Origin of the sequence: Roseobacter sp. EG26 (genome assembly GCF_049830555.1) — a bacterium.
Taxonomy (GTDB): Bacteria; Pseudomonadota; Alphaproteobacteria; order Rhodobacterales; family Rhodobacteraceae; genus Roseobacter.
Genome location: NZ_JBNBLH010000008.1, coordinates 174,528 through 194,413, shown reverse-complemented (window position 1 = coordinate 194,413; position 19,886 = coordinate 174,528). Strand labels below are relative to the sequence as shown.

The following is a 19,886-nucleotide window of genomic DNA, read 5'->3' as shown; positions in this document are numbered from 1 at the left end:
AAGTTGCGACCATGGTACCCGGCAGCGCGGCCTATGGTTTGGATGGTAGCGATACAATTGCCTTACAGGATGAAAAGATCATTTGGGTTGGCGTGCAGGCCGAACTGCCGCAAGAATATTCCAAGGCATCCGCTCTCGATCTGGAGGGCAGATTGGTGACCCCGGGTCTCATCGATTGCCATACGCATCTGGTGTTCGGAGGCCACCGGGCGCGGGAATTTGAGATGCGCCTGAATGGCGCGTCTTATGAGGAGATTGCGCGCGCTGGCGGCGGCATTGTGTCAACGGTCACGGCGACGCGCGCCGCCAGCCAGAGCGAGCTGGTAGCTCAGGCGCTACCCAGACTGTATACCCTAATCGCCGAGGGCATCACTACCGTTGAGATAAAGTCGGGCTATGGCCTTGATGCGGAGGTGGAGCTGCGCATGTTGCGGGCCGCACGTCACCTTGGTGATCTGCGGGACGTGACAGTTCAGACCACCTTTCTGGGCGCGCACGCGGAACCACCAGAATTTTCTGGGCAAGGGGATGCGTATATTGACGAGGTTTGTATTCCCACTCTTCGTGCAGCGCATGGCGAAGGTCTTGTGGATGCGGTGGATGCATTTTGCGAAGGCATTGCTTTTTCGCCGGAGCAGGTAGCGCGCGTGTTTGAGGTGGCCAGCGAGCTCGGGTTGCCGGTGAAAATCCATGCCGAACAGCTTTCAAATCTGGGGGGCGCAAAACTGGCTGCGGGATACGGCGCCCTGTCCGCTGATCATATTGAATACCTCGATGCGCCGGGTGTGGCGGCCATGGCTGTGACAGGCACCGTTGCGGTCATTTTGCCGGGCGCATTCTACACGTTGCGTGAAACCCAGAGGCCGCCAATTGATCTGTTGCGTGAACACGCCGTGCCGATGGCGGTCGCGACTGATGCCAATCCCGGCTCTTCGCCAATGACCTCCCTGTTGTTGGCAATGAATATGGCCTCGACCCTGTTTCGCATGACGCCGGAAGAGGCATTGGCCGGGGCTACGCGCAATGCGGCGCTTGCTCTGGGGCTCACGGATCGCGGTATGATCGCCCCGGGAATGCGCGCGGACCTTGCCGTTTGGGATGTCGAGACGCCCGCTGAACTGGTTTACAGAATTGGGTTCAATCCGCTGCATTCACGGATTTTTGGAGGTCAGCCGTGACCGTTCTGACACTGACGCCCGGCGCTGTTTCATTGCGTGATCTAGCGGAGGTTTTTCATCATGAAACCTCTGTGGTCCTGGACCCTGATTGCCGCAGTGCTGTCGAGGCTGCGGCTGCACGCATTGCGGCGGCGGCTCGCGGCGAAGACCCAGTCTACGGTGTGAATACGGGCTTTGGAAAACTGGCCAGCTTGAAGATCGCACCCGAAGATACAGAGACGCTGCAACGTAATCTGATCCTGTCACATTGTTGCGGTGTGGGTGACCCAATATCGCGTGCTCACGCCCGGTTGATCATGACGCTGAAGATGCTGTCATTGGGGCGCGGAGCGTCCGGGGTGCGCTGGTCGCTCATTGAATTGCTGCAAGAGATGTTGGCGCGAGGTGTGACGCCTATGATTCCAGCGCAGGGCTCAGTGGGCGCTTCGGGCGATCTGGCGCCCCTTGCTCATATGGCGGCTGTCCTTATCGGCGCGGGGCTGGCGGAGTTTGAGGGTGATGTCATGCCGGGCCACGACGCCTTGAGCAAGGCTGGCCTGCAACCCATCCAGCTCGGGCCAAAAGAGGGCCTGGCTTTCATCAATGGCACCCAGTTCTCTACTGCTTTTGCCTTGTCCGGCCTCTTTGGCGCGTGGCAGGCGGCCAGTTCAGCACTTGTTACGTCAGCACTATCCACGGATGCGATCATGGGCTCGACCGCCCCTTTGCAGCCTGAAATCCACACGCTGCGGGGGCATCGCGGGCAAATTGAAGCCGCCGCGGCGATGCGGGCGTTGCTGGACGGATCCGAGATCCGCGAAAGCCACCGCGAAGGCGATAGCCGTGTTCAGGATCCATATTGTATCAGATGCCAGCCGCAGGTTACCGGGGCGGCTATGGATGTGCTGCGACAGGCGGCGATGACGCTGCGGATTGAAGCCAATGCCGCCACGGACAATCCCCTGGTTTTGACGGGCGCGGATATGATTGTCTCTGGTGGCAATTTTCACGCGGAACCGGTTGGTTTTGCCGCCGATATGATCGCGCTTGCACTGTCGGAAATAGGAGCCATCGCGCAAAGACGCGTGGCATTGATGGTCGACCCGACCCTGTCCTTTGATTTGCCTCCCTTTCTGACGCCAAATCCGGGCCTGAACTCCGGCTACATGATCGCAGAGGTAACCACGGCGGCGTTGATGTCGGAAAACAAACATCTGGCAAACCCCTGCGTGACAGATTCAACGCCCACCTCCGCCAATCAGGAGGACCATGTTTCCATGGCGGCGCATGGGGCGTTTCGGTTGCATCGGATGTTGTCGAACCTGCACAATATTCTGGGTGTTGAACTGCTCTGTGCCGCACAGGGCGTCGAATTTCGTGCGCCGCTGGAAACCAGTGCCGCCCTGTCGCGCTGTATCCGCTTGCTGCGCAAGGATGTGCCTACGCTGGAAGAAGATCGTTATCTCGCGCCCGATATCAAACGTGCAGCCGATCTTATTGCCTCGGCCGAGGTGCAAAATGTTGCAAAAGTCCCCATGCCGGAACTGGACGCATGAAGGTTTTTGAGGTGATCACGGGGCACAGCCCGGTTGTGCTCGCGCAGCCCCACGGTGGGGTTTTCGTACCGGAGGACATCCTTTCCAGACTGAATGCCTGCGGTCAGGGATTGTCAGATACCGATTGGCACATCACCCGGCTTTATGGCGGATTGCTCGACGGCGCGACGGTGGTCAGGTCAAATGTGCACCGATATGTCGTGGATGCAAACCGCGATCCGGGCGGTATGTCATTGTACCCAAACCAAAATACGACCACGCTTTGCCCACAGACGGACTTCGATGGGCTTGATATCTGGCTTAAAGGGCAAGCCCCCGGAGACGATGAGATCGCGGCGCGCCGCGAAGCCTTTCATCTGCCCTACCATGAAGCGTTGCGGGCGGAACTGGATCGCGTGAAGGCCCGTCACGGGGTCGCTATTCTCTATGATTGCCACTCCATTCGCTCGACCATTCCCTTTCTCTTCGAAGGGGTGTTGCCTGTCTTTAGCATCGGTACCAACGATGGCCTCACCTGTGATCGGCTGGTGGAGGAAACGGTCCACCAGGAGTGCCTGTCGGAAATCGAATACAGCACTGTTCTGAATGGGCGTTTCAAAGGTGGCTGGACGACCCGCCATTACGGGAAGCCCGCCGAAGGGATCCACGCCATCCAGATGGAATTGGCCCAGCGTGCCTACATGGAAGAGCAAGCCCCCTGGACCTACTGCGAAGATCGCGCATCAGGCCTGCGCGCGGTCTTGCAGAAAATCCTCAAAAATCTGGATCGCCTCGCCCGCAGTGGTGAATTCAACACATAAGGAGCCGGAAATGCGCGACCGCAAGAATACACGTGACGTTTATCCGCCAACAGGTCCCGAACTGAATGCCAAAAGCTGGCTGACCGAGGCGCCATTGCGCATGTTGATGAATAATCTGCATCCGGATGTCGCTGAAAACCCGCATGAACTTGTGGTCTATGGCGGTATCGGACGCGCCGCGCGCACATGGTCGGATTTTGACGCGATGGTGGCGACGCTCAAGGACCTCGCAGAAGACGAAACGATGATCGTGCAGTCCGGGCGCCCGGTCGCTGTGATCCAGACCCACGCAGATGCGCCGCGCGTTCTGATCGCAAATTCCAACCTCGTTCCGCATTGGGCGACGTGGGATCACTTCAACGAGCTCGATAAGAAAGGTCTGGCAATGTATGGCCAGATGACCGCCGGGTCGTGGATCTACATCGGATCACAGGGGATCGTACAAGGCACTTACGAGACCTTTGTCGAGGCCGGGCGACAGCATTATCAGGGGGACCTGACCGGCAAATGGATCCTAACCGGCGGATTGGGTGGCATGGGGGGCGCGCAGCCTCTGGCGGCGGTCATGGCGGGCGCTTGCTGTCTTGCGGTCGAGTGCAACCCTGACAGTATCGATTTCCGCCTGCGTACCCGATACGTCGATGAAAGAGCCGATACGCTTGACGAGGCCTTGGAGATGATCACCCGTTGGACGGCTGCGGGTGAGGCCAAATCCGTCGGGCTGCTGGGCAATGCTGCGGATGTTTTTGCCGAGCTCGTGACACGTGGCGTCCGACCCAATATCGTCACCGATCAGACCTCTGCCCATGATCCCATCAACGGATACCTGCCTCAGGGCTGGAGCATGGCAGAATGGCGCGAGAAACGCGAGAGCGATCCGAAGGCCGTAGAGAGAGCTGCGCGCGCCTCGATGAAAATCCACGTCAAGGCGATGGTGGATTTCTGGAACTTGGGGGTGCCAACGCTGGATTATGGGAACAACATCCGACAGGTCGCCCTGGAGGAAGGGTTGGAGAACGCTTTTGCCTTCCCGGGTTTTGTGCCCGCCTATATCCGACCGCTCTTTTGCCGGGGCATCGGCCCCTTCCGCTGGGCAGCGCTGTCGGGTGATCCGGAAGATATTTACAAGACCGATGCCAAGGTGAAGGAACTCGTCGATGATCCACACCTGCACAAGTGGCTGGACATGGCGCGGGAGCGGATCAGTTTCCAGGGATTGCCCGCGCGGATTTGCTGGGTGGGTCTGGGCGTACGACATAAACTCGGCCTTGCGTTCAACGAAATGGTCAAAAGCGGCGAGCTATCCGCGCCAGTTGTGATCGGGCGTGACCACCTCGACAGCGGATCGGTTGCCTCACCCAATCGGGAAACGGAGGCGATGAAGGATGGCTCCGATGCCGTCTCCGACTGGCCGCTGCTGAACGCCATGATCAACACAGCCTCCGGGGCCACGTGGGTTTCGTTGCATCATGGTGGCGGTGTCGGCATGGGGTTCAGCCAGCACGCCGGAATGGTCATCTGCGCAGATGGCACAGATGAGGCGGCGGCAAGGCTCGCGCGCGTGCTGTGGAATGATCCCGCATCGGGCGTGTGGCGTCACGCCGATGCCGGCTACGCCGATGCGGTTGCTTGCGCGCGCGAACAGGGTTTGCGTCTGCCAACCATTCTGGGCAATTAAAACATCCTCTCATGCGTCTTTCATGGGTCGAATAAGCCCAGCTAATAAGGTGCATTAACAGACAGTCATGGAGCAATCCTGTCCAAGCGCATATGCTGCTAGGTGAAGAAGTCAGAGGAGAAGACAGATGTTTTTGCGCAATTGCTGGTATGTCGCAGGTTGGAGCAAGGACTATGATCAGACCCTTACGGCGCAAAAGCTGCTGGGCGAAAACATTGTTCTTTACCGGAAGTCCGATGGCACGCCAGCAGCGCTCGAAGACGCCTGTCCGCATCGAAAATTGCCCCTTTCAATGGGGAAACTGGAAAATGATAATGTCGTTTGCGGCTATCACGGCTTGACCTTCGATTGTTCTGGGGCCTGCGTTGATGCGCCGACACAGAGGGGCAGCATCCCGAAACGGGCGGTCGTGCGATCCTATCCGGTCGTGGATCGATACCGCCTGCTGTGGATTTGGATGGGTGATCCGGAAAAGGCTGATCCAGACGAGATTTTTAAGATTGAAAACTTTGACAATCCGGAATGGGGCTACACCGATGGCGGCACCCTCCCGATTGCCTGCAACTACCTCTGGATCGTCGATAATCTGCTGGACCCCAGCCATGTCGCCTGGGTGCATGTCACGTCTTTTGCCGGGGGTGGGACCGATGACCAGCCGTTGGACATGGAAAAGACCGACCGCGGCGTGATCGTGTCGCGCTGGATTTACGATCAACCACCGTCACCTTACTACAAGGACTTGATCAGGTTCGGGGGGAACTGTGATCGCAAACAGCACTATGAGATGTGCTTTCCCGCCATTGCGCTCAACAAATCTGTCTACACGCCCGTAGGGACCGGTGGCCCAGGTAAACCCGCAGTTGATCAGACCTATGTGAACATCTCATACAACTTCATGACGCCAGTTGACGCGCATAACGCGCAGTATATCTGGTTCCAGCATCGCAACACCGACCCCGATGACAAGGCCATTTCGAAAAAGATGAATGACGGGGCGATCATGGCCTTCAACGAGGACAAGGATATTCTGGAAGCGGTTCACAAGGGTATGGAAGCGCCGGTCACACCGCATTTGGACCTGGGGCTCGATCTGGGTGCAAAGACATTTCGGCTCCAGCTACAAAGGTTGATCGACGCTGAGCAAGCCGCGTTTGGATCAACCTAGGGCTTTTGCCGCAGGTCTTCGAGCCGTGTTAAAAGACGATGGGCAGTCTTCCACGTTACCTGCTCTTTCTCTGCTTCCGTCAGGTTGGCGGGCGCAACGGCATGGGCATAAGGATCGTCCTTGAAGATCGGATAATCCGACCCCAACATGATCCGATCCGCGCCAAGAACCTTCACTGCGGCCTCCAAAGCGCGCGGACCAAGCGACGCGCAATCATACCACAGGTGCCGTAGCTTTTCCGTGGGAAATGGCAGGTCCGGATTGCGATGCCGGGCAATGCTCTCCAGGCGTTCAAAAATGAAAGGCAGGGTGCCCCCCAGATTGACGATCTGGAAGCTGATGTTGGGATAGGTTTCGATTATGTCAGAAAGGATCAGGGTCAGGGCCACCTGCGAGGCGCTTGATTGCAGATCCACGGCGGAGAGCCTGTATTGTACAAAATCTGCGGGCAGGGGAGGCGGCTCCTGCCCGACCTTCAGTCCCGGGTGCAACATGATATGGCAGCCATGGTCATTTGCTGCTTCAAGCAATGGCACAAGGGTGGCGGCTTCCTGCAAGGAGTTGAAGTAGTTCGACGGCAAGATGATCCCGGGTAAGCCAAGGTCTCGACGAATACGCCGGACCTCCGCACAGGCAAGCTCAAGATCGTCCAGAGGCACCCCCGCCAGCCCGATCAGGGCCCCGGCACTTTGCGTGCCCAGTTCTGCAAGGAAATCGTTGTAATCCGAGATTGCCGTCGCAATTTCATTTGCGGGCAATAAGTCCACACCCAGAGCACCGGGAAAAGTCAGCATGCGGTGGGTCAGCCCTGCAGATTTCATCTCTGCCAAACCTACGAGCGGGTCATGATAATGATCCGTAAACGGAAATTCGCCATTCATCGCGACCATGACGGTCACGCCGTCCTCTCGTTTTCGCAGGTACGGTCGTTCCCTGCGCGATTGCAGTGTCTCCACCAGCCCGCCACCATAAAAATGGGCGTGCATATCGATGCGACGGTTCTCTTCTGCCATGCGCATGTCCTGATCGCCGCTGGTTCCGAGTGAGAAAATCGCACTGCACTCAGGCTTTCAGATCCGGCGTGTTAACTTCTGAGTGTTTGAAGATGTGCCGCGCGGCCTGAAACGCTGCGCGGCATATATTCTCACGGCTACTTATTGTTCTGGCGGCTCAAAGCCCCCATTTCTCGGCGGTTGTTTCAAAGAAGCCCTGCTTTTTCTTCAGTTCGATCCAGCTGTTGACGTAGTTGATCCAAACCTGATCGGTCTGCGGCAATAGCATTGCAATCGGGGTTGGCGCGCGCGAGTTGGACACGCCGATTTGGCGCAAATTTGGGAACTTTGTCAGCAGCGTCGACCCTTCAATGTTAGATGTGATGAAGACATCGGCGCGACCCGACAGAACTTCCTGAAAGCCTCGTGCGGGAGCTTCAACCACAACGATTTCGGCGTCGGGAAACCAGCTCCGGACGCTTTTTTCAAAGGTGGTGCCAAGGGTCGTGGCAACCTTGACGTCGCCTTTGTTGATGGTCTCCCATTCGCCGAAGCGCTCAGCCTTGTCTTCTGTGGTGAAAGGCAGGATTTCCACGTCAATATAGCTGTCTGAATAGCCCGCGGCTTTCAGACGTGCCGGGCTGATCGAAGCGGAGCCGGTCATGTGGTAGTTGCCTGCGACCACACCATTGACGAGGGTTTTCCAGTCGGTGGGAACCATTTCAAGCTCCACGCCGAGGTCCGCCGCCAGCTGTGTCATCACATCAATGTCGTATCCGACATAGGAGTTGGTCGCCGGATCCCGCACCGACATCGGGTTCCAGTCACCCGTCGTGCCGACTTTCAAAACGCCACCGTTCAGAATTTCATTCAAGGCGGATTGCGCGCTTGCTGGTGCTGCCAGCAGTGACACTGCAAATGCCGTCGCCAGGCCTACCGTTTTCATTAGTTTCATTATGTCGTCCCTGTTGGTTGCTTTCTGTCTGTATTATGTCTGTGCATTAAAATTTTTGTATAGTTCTATCGGAATATCAAGTAACAAAGACGATAACAAACATACCGGGGAGGGGTCTATGTCCGAAAAAGGTCCGGCCATCAAAATCAGCGCATTGAACAAGTGGTATGGCGACTATCATGCGCTCAAGGATATTGATCTGCAAGTTGATCATGGCGAACGGATTGTTGTCTGCGGGCCGTCGGGTTCCGGGAAGTCCACGTTGATTCGCTGTGTGAATTCACTTGAACAGCACAATTCAGGCCAGATCGTTGTCGATGGCATCTTGATGAAGGATGAAGCATCGATCAACGAAATCCGCTCAGAAGTTGGTATGGTCTTTCAGCAGTTTAACCTGTTTCCGCATTTGACGATTTTGCAGAACCTAACGCTGGGGCCGATGAAGGCCCGCAACATGTCTAAGGCAGATGCCGAGGAGCGGGCCATGCGCTATCTGGAACGTGTCCGCATTCCCGATCAGGCGCAAAAGAAACCCAGCGAGTTGTCCGGTGGCCAACAGCAGCGGGTTGCGATTGCCCGATCGCTCTGCATGGAGCCGAAAATCATGCTTTTTGATGAACCAACTTCCGCGCTGGACCCGGAAATGATCTCGGAGGTTCTGGATGTCATTGTTGATCTTGCCGAAGAGGGGATGACGATGATCTGCGTCACCCATGAGATGGGATTTGCCCGGCGTGCTGCTGACCGCATGATCTTCATGGATCATGGCGAGATTATTGAAACCGGCCCACCGGATGCGTTTTTCAATGCGCCAAAATCCCAGCGTTGTCAGTTGTTCCTCAGCCAAATCTTGCAGCACTAGGGGGCGCACCCATGAGACTACGTATATTCTTGTCATTCGGTGCCTTGGTGCTTCTGGCCGGGTGTAGCTCCGGCTCCGGAACCTGGGGTTGGTATGTGATTGATCCCAGTACACCAAAGGGTATGTCCAATATCAGCTTCTTGCTTAGCGGCTTCGGTGCAACCATCCTGTTGTCGCTCATAGCAGCGGGGCTTTCGATGATGTTGGGGTTGCTGGTGGCCTTGCCCGGCATGTCGGGCAATCGCTGGATACGACTGCCATCGCGCATCTACATCGAATTCATAAGGGCCATTCCCTTGCTTCCGATGCTGTTTTGGGTGTTCTACGGGCTCCCGGTTGTGCTGAAATCCATCGGGATCAACGTAAGCATTGATGCTTTCTGGGGCGCGGTTCTGACGCTTGCAATCTCTGACAGCGCCTTTACCGCAGAGATTTACAGGTCGGGCATTCAGTCGATCAGCAAGGGGCAAACCGAAGCTGCCAAAACCGTTGGTTTGAACTATCGGCAAACCATGCGCTACGTCATCTTGCCTCAGGCGATCAAACGCATCCTGCCACCCCTGGCGAACCAATTCATCTATATTGTCAAAATGTCCGCATTTGCCTCTGTCATCGGCATGCAGGAGTTGACGCGCCGCGCCAATGAATTGGTGGTGACAGAGTATCGCCCCCTCGAAATCTACACTTTGCTGATATTTGAGTATCTCGTGCTGGTGCTGATCATCAGCTTCTTTGTCCGCTGGCTTGAACGAAAAATGGGCGCGGATGAAAGCAAGTGATCACCCCGTGAAAGACAGAAAATCCGCAGCGACTGCGGCGGCTGCCGTCTCTAGCAGCACCTTACCGTGGTCAGGCCGGGCCAATGCAGAATGAGACCCGACCCGGCCGTCTGGAAAATCGCGGCGGTGGTCCTCTGGTGGTCCATGTTTGTCCCCAGCATGCGCCTTGATGTAATCGGGCGTGAGTTTGCGTGGCGCAGGGAGGTTTTTGTCTTCGATGGTGCGATGGGTGTGCTGCGTGATCGACACTTCGGACGGCGTGGCATGCATACCTTCCCAATCCCCATACCACGCTTCCCGCAGCACATTGACCTCTTCGAAGTCCCACCAGCTGCGGATGCGCGTGTCTGCGTCGACCTTCATGCTGGCCTCGGTCAATGGCTCAAGGTTGGCACCATGTCCGTTCAAAATGTAGACTTTACGAAACCCATGATGCGCCAGAGATTGCATGACCTGCAGCGCAAGATCCTCAAAAAGGGCAGGGCTCACCGAGACTGTGCCCGCAAAGCTCATGTTGAACGGCGCAGGAGCATAGGCCAGTTCCGGTGCAACGATGGCCTGGCATTGGTCTGCCGCCGCCCAGGCAATTTCGCGCGCGCAAATCGCATCTGTCCCGATCAGACCGAGCGGTCCGTGCTGTTCAATCGATCCCGTCGGCAGGATCACCCCTTGGCAGGTCGCAAGATAGGTATCGACCTCTTGCCAGGCCATTTCTTCAAGTTTCATACCATCTGCTAACGCGCAGCCATATCGAAAGGAAAGCTCAATCATGAACTGGACGACGTTTTTAGGGGAGACCATCGGTCGTATCAGCAAATTGCAGAAAGAAACGCCGGATATGTTCGCGGGCTTCAACGCCATGTCGCAGGCGGCCAAGAAATCTGGTGCACTGGATGAGAAGACAAAAGAGCTGATTGCACTTGGAATTGCGGTGTCCACCCGCTGCGATAGTTGCATTGGCTTTCACGTCAAATCTCTGGTCCGGCTGAAGACCACGCGAGAAGAGCTTTGTGAAGCGCTTGAAATGATTGGCTATATGGGCGGCGGCCCGTCCATTGCTTACGGTGCGAAAGCGCTGGAGGCTTTTGACGAGTTCTCCGCCTAGAAACGTTGAACTCTGCCAATGCGGCTGTCGATGGAGCACCTTTTGACAGGTCTGCGATGGTGCCTAGTGATCGGTTAATAGCAAGCGGACCTAGGCGTATGGCGATGCAGAATATCTTTGGGAGCTAGCGAGAGATGAGTAAAACAGTCAGGCCAGCAATCCGATTCAACACGCCCGATGTCTGGGGGATAGAAAACTATCCTTATTGCCAGGCAGCTGTAGAACCGGCTGGCCACAGGGTGCATGTCGCAGGTCAGGTGGCCTGGACAGTTGAGAGGGAACTGGTCGGGCCTGACGACCCCACGGCACAGACCGAGAAAACGATCGATAACATCGAGACGATTCTGAGCGCTATGGGCGGATCGATACATGATGTGATCTCGGTTACGATGTATTATGTGCGAGACGAGGACCTTGCGGCCATTCGAGATGTGCGCGGACGGCGGTTTGGCCTCGAACACGGTCCCGCCTCTACCGGCGTCAAGGTTGCCGGTCTGGTGCGGCCCGAGCTTCTTGTCGAAATGTCGGCGATAGCGGTCATTCCCGAAGCCCGGTTCAAACTATGATGTTCTGGCGCGAGCGCGTTCAACTATTTCCATGACGTGTGTCACGGTTAAACGGTCCGCTCCCAACCCGGGCAACCGGATTGGGAGCGGGTCGTACGGCTGATCAGGCAGTCAGAGCATTGTGGCCGAAGTACATGAACTCGCGATCCATGCCCGCGACCTCGCTGGCGTTAAGCGAAACGCTGGCGCCATCAAGCATCTTGTAGCTGGATTGCGCTTTCACCCACTCATCTGCGTTTTGAAGGGTGGTCAGCGTGTAACTTGTGGTCTCGTTCAGATAGTGGGTCGGGATCACGACCTTGGGCTTGAGGCGTTCGACGATGTTGTTCCCCATCTCGTAACTCAGAATATGCTGGGATCCATCGACAGGCAGGGTCAGCACATCGACCTGGCCAATCGCGTCCCAGAATTCCTGCGGCGGATTGTGCCGGTTGTCGCCCCAGATCAGCGTCCGAATACCGCCTGTCTCCACCAGGTAAACGACCATATCCATATGGCCGACGTTATCGGGTGGGCAGGCGTTAACGCCGAATTCTGCGAGCGCATCGGTCCAGCTGTACCACCCGGGGGCCACGCAGGCATGTTTGTCGGCAAAGCCAGTGATTTTGATATCGGCAAACTCAAAATTTCCGACCATTCGATCAAGCACCATGGTCGATACCGGACGGTGGATAGCGTCGTGATCAAAATGCGTGTGGGTCGACATGCAGATATCGACGGGCGTTTCCGGGAACTCATTCTTGAACCATAGTCCCCACGCCCCGGACGGGTCATCGCGCCAGGGATCGAACAGCACTGTTGCGCCTCCGGGAGAGGTGATTTTGATAGCGCAATGCCCGTAGAAATCGACGCCGACTGCCCCGTCAACCGCCGATCCGGTTGTGCTTTGCAAATCTATGACGTGATTGTTGTTGCCCGGCTGGGTCCAGTCAGTGGATTGCGCCTTGGCTGAGGTGCCGCCCAAGAGCGCCGCAGTCGTTCCTACGCCGGCGGCCCCCGCTGCTGCGAAAAATGAGCGGCGTGACAGGCCGGGGGACAAGGTGTCTCTGGCACCGTTCAGCACAGTTGGTATGAGATTCAGATCGTCTCTTTCCATTTCGGTTCTCCATGTTGGCTAGGGTCGGGCGTCGCCCGGTAGCGGGAGAGTAACGGAGGACATCAGCATTTCATGATGTTGGAAAAACCATGGTAAAACATGGGGAAATACCCCTTGGTTTACTGAATGGATAAAAGAAGGCTGCGCAGGTTCTTGCCACTCCGTTTGAGCCCGAGTTTCTTGCGAATATTGTTGCGGTGAAACTCGACCGTGCTGGGTTCGCGCGACAGAGTACGCGCGATATCCTTGGTCGTCTGTCCGTGCATGATCATTTGCGCGACTTCTTGTTCTGAAGGGGTCAGAACTTCGAAGACTTCGGAAAACTGGTCGGACATGGAGGCAGTGATCGACCGAAGGTTCTCATCAATCATTTCGAGGTAGGCGCTGGCCGCGCTATCGCCTTCCAGACGGCTGCGGAGCTTGCCAAGATGGGGTAAAACCAACCCCTTGATTTGACGAAGCACCTTGGCGTCATATTCATTGCGGGATTGTTCGACGTTCGCCAGCAGCACGCGCAACGCGGTGTTGGCTTCTTCCAGTTCGGAAGTACGCTTGGCCACATTTCTTTCCAGTTGATCCAAGGTCGCCTGCAATTTGGCTTCCAGCCTTGCGCGCTGGTCGATTTCCGTCAGTAGCCGCAAATCAGCCTCGATCACGCGGGCAAATTCCTGCAACCCTTCACGAAACATCAAGGCCCGGCGATTGCGGTGCTTATCCAGCACGCAAATGGTTCCGAAAATGACCCCATCAGGCCATTTAAGTGGAAATCCAACATAAAAACTCATGCCGTGTTCCATGTCTTCATTGTCCACCCACGCAGGTTCACAGGTGGCGTCTTCCACCACTAGCTCTCCGTCATTCTTTAGGACACCGAAACAGTAAAGTTTGTCATTGAGCGTGAAACGGCGCCCGACATCGTAGGGGTTGCCGGGGCTGTGACTTGTCACCAGAACAGAATGATCAGGCGCATGGGTTTGCATGACAAGACTTGCCGGAACATCCGCCAGCCGCGCGATCAGGTCGACGATCCGCTGCCAGTTGGACATGGTCTGTGGTGGTATCTTTGGTTTTGGAACGGCCATGCACACCCTCCCGGCACTTTGGTGCAGCTAGACAAGCAAACGCGAGCCGTCAGGGCTCACGTTTGATGTTGGGGTTTCGCAGAGCCGCGGTCAATCAGGTAAGATGCGGGACAACCATGGTTGGAATGGAGGATCGCCGCAGCACCCGTTTTACAACGGTCCCGATGAACGTATGCCCTGTGCCTTGCTCGTGGGTCCCCATGACGATCAAACCACAATTGAGCTCCTTTGCGCGATTAAGGATCATCTCTGCTGGGTGACCATCGACCAACTCAACCGATCCGACCGCTGAATAAGCGTCTTTCTCAGCGTCAGAAAGCGACTGCACAAACTTCTTCTGATTGAGCTTGAGCATATCCTTAACCGACGCATGCCTCTCTTTGATGGCTTTGTCGCGCGCTGTTTCGTCCTGCAAGAACATGCGCAGCGTCACCACCGCATCTTGCGAGAGTGGCTCGGCGACATGAAGGATGTGCACCTTTGCGCCAAGTGACTGCGCCAAACCCAAGGCATGGCGCAGCGCATTGTCAGAATTCGGCGAGAGATCTGTCGCGAACAGAATGTCTTTTACGTGGGGTATCATTTTGTGATCCTTTTCTGTTCGCGGCTCAATATCCGAAGGCTCTCGGCAACCAAAGCGATATCTCCGGGAAGAAGGCTATGATGAAGATCGCGATGGTATTGATGAAGGCGAAGGGCAGGGCCGCCACTGAAATCCGTTCAATCGAGATGTTCGATATCCCGGAGGCAATGAACAGATTCTCGCCAAGGGGTGGTGTTTGGAAGCCAATGCCAAGCGTACACACCATGACAACGCCGAAGTGGATCGGGTCGATCCCCATGCTGTAAGCCACCGGCAACATCACAGGAACGAGGATCAGGATTGTCGCCAGCGTTTCCATGAACATCCCGACAAAGAGCAGGAAGAAGATCACGAGCGTCCAGATCACGTAGATATTGTCCGTCACGGACAACATGCCTTCCGCGATGACGGCTGGAATCTGGTTTTCTACCAGCAGACGCCCAAACACCGTAGCCGTGAACATGATCAGCAAGACCCGCCCGGTGAGCCAGGTTGTGGTCTCCAGAGAGGTGAAGAGATTTGCCCATGTCAGCTCACGGTAAATGAACGCTCCGACAACCAAAGTGTAGAAGATCGCGACAATGGCGGCTTCCGTTGGGGTGAAGAAGCCCGAGTAGATACCGCCCAGGATCACCACAGGTGCCATCAGCGCCCAGAAACCACGGTAGAGCTCGCACCAGATCTGACGTGCAGACCATCCTTCGGCGGAGCCTTTGTATCCGTTCTTCTTGGCAAGGATGTAGTTCATGATCAGAAGGCTGCCCGCAATCAGGAAGGCTGGCATGAAACCCGCAATGAAGAGTTTGGGGATGGAGACGGTCTGGAATGTGCCGTGTGCGGCAACGGCTTCTGGCGGGGCCGGCATGCCGAGGGCCGCGATGCCGTAGATGATCAACGGGATGGAGGGCGGTATCACGATGCCCAGCCCCCCCGAGGAAGCGGTAATCGCGGATGAGAATGGTTTTCCGTATCCGCGTTCAATCATCGCCGGGATCATCAACATGCCCACAGCAGCCGTAGTGGCCGGACCGGAGCCCGAAATAGCGCCGAAAAACAGGCATGCAAAAACGGTCGCGGCCGACATGCCGCCCGTGAAGGGGCCCGCGAAACTCTCAGCCACATTGATCAGCCTTCGCGACAGTCCGGAGGCTTCCATCAACGCGCCAGCTAGGATGAATGCAGGCAACGCCATCAAGGGAAAGGACCCCACGGAGGTAAAGGCGATCTGAACGAACTTGATGGGGTTCTCATCGAGATACAAAAACGAAATCAGGGTCGAGACACCCAGTGCGACGGTAATCGGCGCGCCAATAAAGAGAAGGAAGAGAAATCCTCCGAAGAGGATGAAAATGATTTCGGTGCCCATTAGGTGTTCCCCCGGTCGTTTTGGCCTGCCGCGCTTCCGGCTTCTTCTGCGCGCAATTCTTCGAGATCAATCGCGTCAGGATCGCGGAGATCTTCGTTCAGGATAATTTTCTTGTAGTTCACTTGCAGGATGCGGATCGTCATCAACGTGAAAGCGATGGGCAGCACGATGTAGACCCAGCTCAGATGAAAACCCAAGGTCTGTGAGGACTGAAAGCGGTTCATTTTGTTGAAGATGAAATCAATCGACAGATAGACAAAGTAGACATTGAAAAACAGCCAGAAGAGGTCAGCAAATGCCTCAATGTACTTAATCGCTCTGGGTGGTAAAAATTTGAATTGGAAAGTCACGCGGTTATGCGCGTTCATTTTTGCGGCGTAGCTGGCACCAAAGAAGACAAACCACACAAACATGTAAACAGAGAGTTCTTCCACCCAGGAGAACGAGAAATTAAATACGGTTCGTACGACAACCTGCAGGAACAGAAGGCACACAAATATCGCCAACAGGGTGCGGCATATGTAGCTTTCTATATTGTTCAGAATACCCCAGAATCTAGTCATGTGTCCCTCACTGTCTATGTGAAGGGAGCGCCCAAAGGCGCTCCTCATTATTTCTTTTGCGATGTTACTCGGCGACCGGGTCTCGCCCGATGGCTGCCAGCACTTCGTTCATTTTTTCGATACCACCGATGCTGTCATAGAACTTTGGCCAGACAGCTGCTGTCGCAAGGTCGATAAACTCCTGCTCGTTGTTTTCCGGATCAGAGATTTCCATACCCTTGTCGAGCAGGATTTGTTTGATCTCGGCTTCCTTGTCGCGCAGGAACTGAGCAGAGGCTTGTGTCGCGGCCTTACCGGCTTCCAGCACAGTGTTCTGATCTTCGGCAGAAAGGTCCTGGAATACGCTTTCAGAAATGATCAGAGGTTCAATCGAGAAGATGTAGCGAATATTGGTCACATACTTCTGAACTTCGTAGAACTTCATCGCGTTGATGGTCGTGTAGGGGTTGTCCTGACCATCCACAACCTTGGTTTGAAGACCCGCAAAAGTTTCTGACCAGGCCATCGGTGTCGGGCTGATGCCCCAGGATTTATACGTGTCAATCATGATCTCGTTTTTGGGAACACGGATCACCAGACCTTCAAGGTCCGCCACGGATTTAACTGGCTTTTTGGAGTTTGTCAGAACACGGAAGCCTGTGTAGGTCCACGCGATGATGCGCACACCGGCGTCGTTGATGGTGTTTTCGGTCAGCTCCTGTCCGATGGGGCCTTGGGTCAGTGTTTCCGCATCTTCGAGGCTGAGAATGACGTAAGGCAGGGTGAAGACGCCCACAGTTGGCGAGAATGGCGTGATGTTGTTGATCGCCAGCAAGGACATATCCAATGTCCCGATTGCCGCATCATTCACTGTATCCTGTTCCGAGCCCAGCTGACCATTCAGGAACAATGTAGCAGTGTGCTTGCCGCCAGAAAGTTCTTCAAGCGCTTTGACAAAACCCAGACCTGTCGCTTCCTGGCTGCTGCCGCCGCTATCGCCAACGGCGATCTTGAAGTTCTTGGCATGCGCTGGGGCAACCAGCGTCAGTGCCGCAACCGACGCAACGGCCGCAAACGTTGTAAAAGATTTGATGGGATTCATGTAGAGTTCTCCTTGCTGTTGAATCAAAGTTCCATGAGCCGGCTGTCCGGCCTTCTTGTCGCGCCATATAAGACGCTTGTCCTTATTGATGGCCTGTGGATGGACCGCGAACCGGCACGAGCCGCTTGCGGAATGGGAATTTCGGCGGCGCTGTCAGAATTACGTTTAGCCGTAGTGTAGCAGGACATGACGATCATTGGACTGAAAGCGTAGGCGCGCCTGCCAATCGAACAGAATGCAATCTGCGAGGCCGCGTAAGCCAGCGTACCGCTCAAAGCCGTAATTTTCGAATTGAGCCATCCTGCGTCCATCGCTCTGCCGCAGGAATATTCAGTGCTATTCGAACCCTGACGGGAACACATCCGAGGCTCTCGCCACATGCCCTTCCCGAAGGAGGTTATGCCAAAACGCGTCTTGGTGTCTCTTGCTTGGATAAGGCGGTTTCGAATTGCGATTATTGCCTCCCGTGCCCAGTTGCCAAGCAACTTGGTATGGTGCGGAGTCACTTTCCCCTGGGTCACGATGGCATTTCGAGTTCTTAACGTCCAGCTAATTCCAAAAGCCGCAATTGTGGTGTCGTCACTTCCGTTGGAAGACACCTGACGCGCAAGAAAAACACGGAACTTCGTCATTAAATCAGATAGATATTCACCTGATAACATCATCGAAATTCCGTGAACATTTAGCATGTCATGCCTGATCTTTTGAGGAGTTGAAGCGGTTGGCCATTGGTCATTTTGCAGAGTAATCGCGAATTACGAAGTGTTTGGTTGTGGTTTCGATCACGTTCCAAAATCCTGAAAACCCATTTGGGATGAGGAATGAATCTCCTGCGCGAAAGGTCTGTGTTTCGCCGTCTTCAGATATCAATTGAACATGACCCGAGATGATGTAGCAAAACTCATCCCGATCAGAGAAGGCGTGCCACTTGCCTGGCGTACTTGTCCAGGTTCCGGCCAGAAACGTGCCATCCGGGCTGGTGAAATGTGATCGCGTCTCGTGATGCGGATCGCCTTCGACCACCCTGTCTGGCAGATCCGCCAAACGGCGCTTGCCAAGGGTCCCTTCATGCTTCGAAAAATCGATAACCGACTGCGTCATAGGATTTCGTCTTTCACGTAGTAGTACGGGTACATTATGCGCTGACCGAGGCGTCTGAATGGTGTCAGAATCCCGTGGCTTGGCAGCGGCGAATTGAAGATTGGCAGATCAACCTCGATTTTCTTGCCGGCAACAATCTGGGCCAGACGCTTGCCAGCCTGGGCGGAATACATCACGCCGTTTCCACCGTAACCCATGGCGTAATATACCGTCCGGTCAGGGTCAGGCTGGTAGACGCGCGGCATCATGTCGTGGCTGACATCGACCCAACCCCACCACGAGTAGTCGAGGTCCACGTCTGTCAACGCAGGGAATTTTCGGTGCAGGCCCTTACGCAAGAGTGCAAGGTGTTTGGGGTTTTCCGCATCGCGCCCGGTGATGGCGCTACGGCTACCGATCTGGACGCGGTCGTCGGGCAGGAAGCGATAGTAATGGCGCAATGTGCGCGTGTCCGTCAGCGGCGATTTGGTCTGGAAACCACATTCGGCCTTTTCGTCATCGGTCAAAGGCCGGGTGACGATCGAATTTGACAGGATCGGCATGAGGCGATGCTTGGTGCGATTGTCAAGGCCGGGGGGCGTGTAGCCAGCCGTGGCCAAAGCCACCGCACCTGCGCGAACGGTCCCGCCAGGGGTGGTCAAGTGGTGCATGCCGTTTTTGACCTTCCATCCCATAACCGGGCTTGCCGTGTGCACCTTTGCGCCAAGTTTGCGCGCTAGCCTGACATAGCTGAACGCCAGTTTCGCCGCGTGAATGCTGGTCCCGTCGGGTTCCCACATTGCGCCACAGGCTTCCTGGTCGCGCACATAACGTTCATGCAGTTCGTCACGTCCGATCATGCGACTGCCATACCCAAATGTTTCATTGAGCAGTTGGCATTCCTTTTCCAGATTTGGCATGACTTTTTCACGGTGCGCCAGATAGAAATGCCCACCCGTCTGCGGGTCGCAGTCGATATCTTCTGAGCCAATCAGATCGTTGAAGAGTTCAAATGCCTCGCAGACCTCTGCATGCATCTTCTTGGCCATGTCAACGCCCCAGCGTTGAATCCACTGCGAGCGTTTGAGACGGCCGGACGATATCTGGGCTTGTCCGCCATTACGTGTGGAACAGCCCCAGGCAACAGTATTTGCCTCAAGCACGGTTGCCTTGATGCCGTGCTCTTTTGCCAGGTGGATTGCCGTGGAAAGACCCGTGTAGCCAGAACCGATGACAACAACATCGACGTCCATATCTTCGGAGACAGGTCCGTCATCCTCGGGAGGTGCGCCCGCGGTCCCAATCCAGTAGGTCGGCGCATGATCTCGGTTATGGCCGGGGCCTGCGTCGACCATCGGGTCGTATTTTGGATCGTAGCTGGCCTTTGGCCAATGGCGGGGCCGCATTCTGTCCGGCATTT

General features: G+C 55.7%; 20 protein-coding genes. 9 read left to right on the top strand and 11 right to left on the bottom strand.

Annotated elements, in window-relative coordinates:
- Positions 1-11: 11 nt before the first annotated feature.
- The 5 genes from hutI (at position 12) to ACOTTU_RS18135 (ending at position 6,356) form a co-directional block, all read left to right on the top strand.
- Positions 12-1,178 carry an imidazolonepropionase gene (gene hutI / locus ACOTTU_RS18155; RefSeq protein ID WP_425660034.1) on the top strand — a complete coding sequence of 389 codons (1,167 nt, stop codon included), beginning with the start codon at positions 12-14 and terminating at the stop codon, positions 1,176-1,178.
- A complete protein-coding gene (hutH, locus tag ACOTTU_RS18150; protein WP_425660033.1) occupies positions 1,175-2,713 on the top strand; it encodes a histidine ammonia-lyase in 1,539 nt (512 codons plus the stop codon). Before hutI ends, hutH begins: the two co-directional genes overlap by 4 nt.
- Positions 2,710-3,513 carry an N-formylglutamate deformylase gene (hutG, locus tag ACOTTU_RS18145; protein ID WP_425660032.1) on the top strand — a complete coding sequence of 268 codons (804 nt, stop codon included), beginning with the start codon at positions 2,710-2,712 and terminating at the stop codon, positions 3,511-3,513. The genes hutH and hutG overlap by 4 nt, the downstream gene beginning before the upstream one ends.
- Positions 3,514-3,523: 10 nt before the next feature.
- Entirely contained in the window at positions 3,524-5,191 is a 1,668-nt protein-coding gene (hutU, locus tag ACOTTU_RS18140; RefSeq protein WP_425660031.1) for a urocanate hydratase, read from the top strand.
- 127 nt (positions 5,192-5,318) lie between these two features.
- Positions 5,319-6,356, top strand: coding sequence for a Rieske 2Fe-2S domain-containing protein (locus ACOTTU_RS18135; protein WP_425660030.1), 1,038 nt, complete (start codon positions 5,319-5,321; stop codon positions 6,354-6,356).
- Here the strand turns inward: ACOTTU_RS18135 and ACOTTU_RS18130 are convergent.
- Complete coding sequence (locus ACOTTU_RS18130; RefSeq protein WP_425660029.1) at positions 6,353-7,369, bottom strand: amidohydrolase family protein; 1,017 nt, start codon at positions 7,367-7,369, stop codon at positions 6,353-6,355. The genes ACOTTU_RS18135 and ACOTTU_RS18130 overlap by 4 nt on opposite strands.
- A gap of 157 nt (positions 7,370-7,526) precedes the next feature.
- The gene (locus tag ACOTTU_RS18125; protein ID WP_425660028.1) at positions 7,527-8,303 is read right to left on the bottom strand and encodes a transporter substrate-binding domain-containing protein; all 777 of its coding nucleotides are present in this window, start codon (positions 8,301-8,303) and stop codon (positions 7,527-7,529) included.
- 118 nt (positions 8,304-8,421) lie between these two features.
- On the opposite strand from ACOTTU_RS18125, the gene ACOTTU_RS18120 reads away from it, so the two are divergent.
- Together ACOTTU_RS18120 and ACOTTU_RS18115 are read left to right on the top strand one after the other, a co-directional pair.
- Positions 8,422-9,165, top strand: a complete 744-nt coding sequence (locus tag ACOTTU_RS18120) for an amino acid ABC transporter ATP-binding protein (RefSeq protein ID WP_298918585.1) — start codon at positions 8,422-8,424, stop codon at positions 9,163-9,165.
- Positions 9,166-9,176: 11 nt separating this feature from the next.
- Positions 9,177-9,944, top strand: a complete 768-nt coding sequence (locus ACOTTU_RS18115) for an amino acid ABC transporter permease (RefSeq protein ID WP_425660027.1) — start codon at positions 9,177-9,179, stop codon at positions 9,942-9,944.
- On the opposite strand, the gene ACOTTU_RS18110 is transcribed toward ACOTTU_RS18115, so the two are convergent.
- Complete coding sequence (locus tag ACOTTU_RS18110; protein WP_425660026.1) at positions 9,945-10,670, bottom strand: creatininase family protein; 726 nt, start codon at positions 10,668-10,670, stop codon at positions 9,945-9,947.
- 43 nt (positions 10,671-10,713) lie between these two features.
- Between ACOTTU_RS18110 and ACOTTU_RS18105 the strand changes: the two genes are divergently transcribed.
- Complete coding sequence (locus ACOTTU_RS18105) at positions 10,714-11,049, top strand: carboxymuconolactone decarboxylase family protein (protein ID WP_425660025.1); 336 nt, start codon at positions 10,714-10,716, stop codon at positions 11,047-11,049.
- Positions 11,050-11,183: 134 nt separating this feature from the next.
- Positions 11,184-11,615 (top strand): RidA family protein, encoded by a 432-nt coding sequence (locus tag ACOTTU_RS18100; RefSeq protein ID WP_425660024.1) that lies wholly within the window; start codon positions 11,184-11,186, stop codon positions 11,613-11,615.
- Between the two features lie 103 nt (positions 11,616-11,718).
- Here ACOTTU_RS18100 and ACOTTU_RS18095 read toward each other — a convergent pair whose 3' ends face one another.
- The 8 genes from ACOTTU_RS18095 to ACOTTU_RS18060 form a co-directional block, all read right to left on the bottom strand.
- A complete protein-coding gene (locus ACOTTU_RS18095; RefSeq protein WP_425660023.1) occupies positions 11,719-12,711 on the bottom strand; it encodes an MBL fold metallo-hydrolase in 993 nt (330 codons plus the stop codon).
- A 119-nt stretch (positions 12,712-12,830) separates the two neighbouring features.
- Positions 12,831-13,793: a LuxR C-terminal-related transcriptional regulator gene (locus tag ACOTTU_RS18090; RefSeq protein WP_298918604.1), complete on the bottom strand. Its 963-nt coding sequence runs from the start codon at positions 13,791-13,793 to the stop codon at positions 12,831-12,833.
- A gap of 94 nt (positions 13,794-13,887) precedes the next feature.
- Entirely contained in the window at positions 13,888-14,376 is a 489-nt protein-coding gene (locus ACOTTU_RS18085) for a universal stress protein (protein ID WP_298918607.1), read from the bottom strand.
- Positions 14,377-14,401: 25 nt separating this feature from the next.
- Entirely contained in the window at positions 14,402-15,742 is a 1,341-nt protein-coding gene (locus tag ACOTTU_RS18080) for a TRAP transporter large permease (protein WP_298918610.1), read from the bottom strand.
- Positions 15,742-16,305, bottom strand: a complete 564-nt coding sequence (locus ACOTTU_RS18075) for a TRAP transporter small permease (protein ID WP_298918613.1) — start codon at positions 16,303-16,305, stop codon at positions 15,742-15,744. Before ACOTTU_RS18075 ends, ACOTTU_RS18080 begins: the two co-directional genes overlap by 1 nt.
- A gap of 64 nt (positions 16,306-16,369) precedes the next feature.
- Complete coding sequence (locus ACOTTU_RS18070; RefSeq protein ID WP_298918616.1) at positions 16,370-17,386, bottom strand: TRAP transporter substrate-binding protein; 1,017 nt, start codon at positions 17,384-17,386, stop codon at positions 16,370-16,372.
- Between the two features lie 732 nt (positions 17,387-18,118).
- Positions 18,119-18,487: a cupin domain-containing protein gene (locus ACOTTU_RS18065; RefSeq protein ID WP_298918619.1), complete on the bottom strand. Its 369-nt coding sequence runs from the start codon at positions 18,485-18,487 to the stop codon at positions 18,119-18,121.
- Positions 18,484-19,884 carry an NAD(P)/FAD-dependent oxidoreductase gene (locus ACOTTU_RS18060; protein WP_425660022.1) on the bottom strand — a complete coding sequence of 467 codons (1,401 nt, stop codon included), beginning with the start codon at positions 19,882-19,884 and terminating at the stop codon, positions 18,484-18,486. The genes ACOTTU_RS18065 and ACOTTU_RS18060 overlap by 4 nt, the downstream gene beginning before the upstream one ends.
- Between the last annotated feature and the right edge of the window lie 2 nt (positions 19,885-19,886).

Coding starts and splice junctions, on each gene's coding strand:
- ACOTTU_RS18090 (WP_298918604.1), bottom strand. CDS start 13,793: ATGGCCGTTCCAAAACCAAAGATACCACCACAGACCATGTCCAACTGG.
- ACOTTU_RS18100 (WP_425660024.1), top strand. CDS start 11,184: ATGAGTAAAACAGTCAGGCCAGCAATCCGATTCAACACGCCCGATGTC.
- hutU (WP_425660031.1), top strand. CDS start 3,524: ATGCGCGACCGCAAGAATACACGTGACGTTTATCCGCCAACAGGTCCC.
- hutG (WP_425660032.1), top strand. CDS start 2,710: ATGAAGGTTTTTGAGGTGATCACGGGGCACAGCCCGGTTGTGCTCGCG.
- ACOTTU_RS18060 (WP_425660022.1), bottom strand. CDS start 19,884: ATGCCGGACAGAATGCGGCCCCGCCATTGGCCAAAGGCCAGCTACGAT.
- ACOTTU_RS18070 (WP_298918616.1), bottom strand. CDS start 17,386: ATGAATCCCATCAAATCTTTTACAACGTTTGCGGCCGTTGCGTCGGTT.
- ACOTTU_RS18120 (WP_298918585.1), top strand. CDS start 8,422: ATGTCCGAAAAAGGTCCGGCCATCAAAATCAGCGCATTGAACAAGTGG.
- ACOTTU_RS18095 (WP_425660023.1), bottom strand. CDS start 12,711: ATGGAAAGAGACGATCTGAATCTCATACCAACTGTGCTGAACGGTGCC.
- ACOTTU_RS18065 (WP_298918619.1), bottom strand. CDS start 18,487: ATGACGCAGTCGGTTATCGATTTTTCGAAGCATGAAGGGACCCTTGGC.
- ACOTTU_RS18115 (WP_425660027.1), top strand. CDS start 9,177: ATGAGACTACGTATATTCTTGTCATTCGGTGCCTTGGTGCTTCTGGCC.
- ACOTTU_RS18130 (WP_425660029.1), bottom strand. CDS start 7,369: ATGGCAGAAGAGAACCGTCGCATCGATATGCACGCCCATTTTTATGGT.
- hutI (WP_425660034.1), top strand. CDS start 12: ATGGTACCCGGCAGCGCGGCCTATGGTTTGGATGGTAGCGATACAATT.
- ACOTTU_RS18125 (WP_425660028.1), bottom strand. CDS start 8,303: ATGAAACTAATGAAAACGGTAGGCCTGGCGACGGCATTTGCAGTGTCA.
- ACOTTU_RS18080 (WP_298918610.1), bottom strand. CDS start 15,742: ATGGGCACCGAAATCATTTTCATCCTCTTCGGAGGATTTCTCTTCCTT.
- ACOTTU_RS18105 (WP_425660025.1), top strand. CDS start 10,714: ATGAACTGGACGACGTTTTTAGGGGAGACCATCGGTCGTATCAGCAAA.
- ACOTTU_RS18135 (WP_425660030.1), top strand. CDS start 5,319: ATGTTTTTGCGCAATTGCTGGTATGTCGCAGGTTGGAGCAAGGACTAT.
- ACOTTU_RS18085 (WP_298918607.1), bottom strand. CDS start 14,376: ATGATACCCCACGTAAAAGACATTCTGTTCGCGACAGATCTCTCGCCG.
- ACOTTU_RS18075 (WP_298918613.1), bottom strand. CDS start 16,305: ATGACTAGATTCTGGGGTATTCTGAACAATATAGAAAGCTACATATGC.
- ACOTTU_RS18110 (WP_425660026.1), bottom strand. CDS start 10,670: ATGAAACTTGAAGAAATGGCCTGGCAAGAGGTCGATACCTATCTTGCG.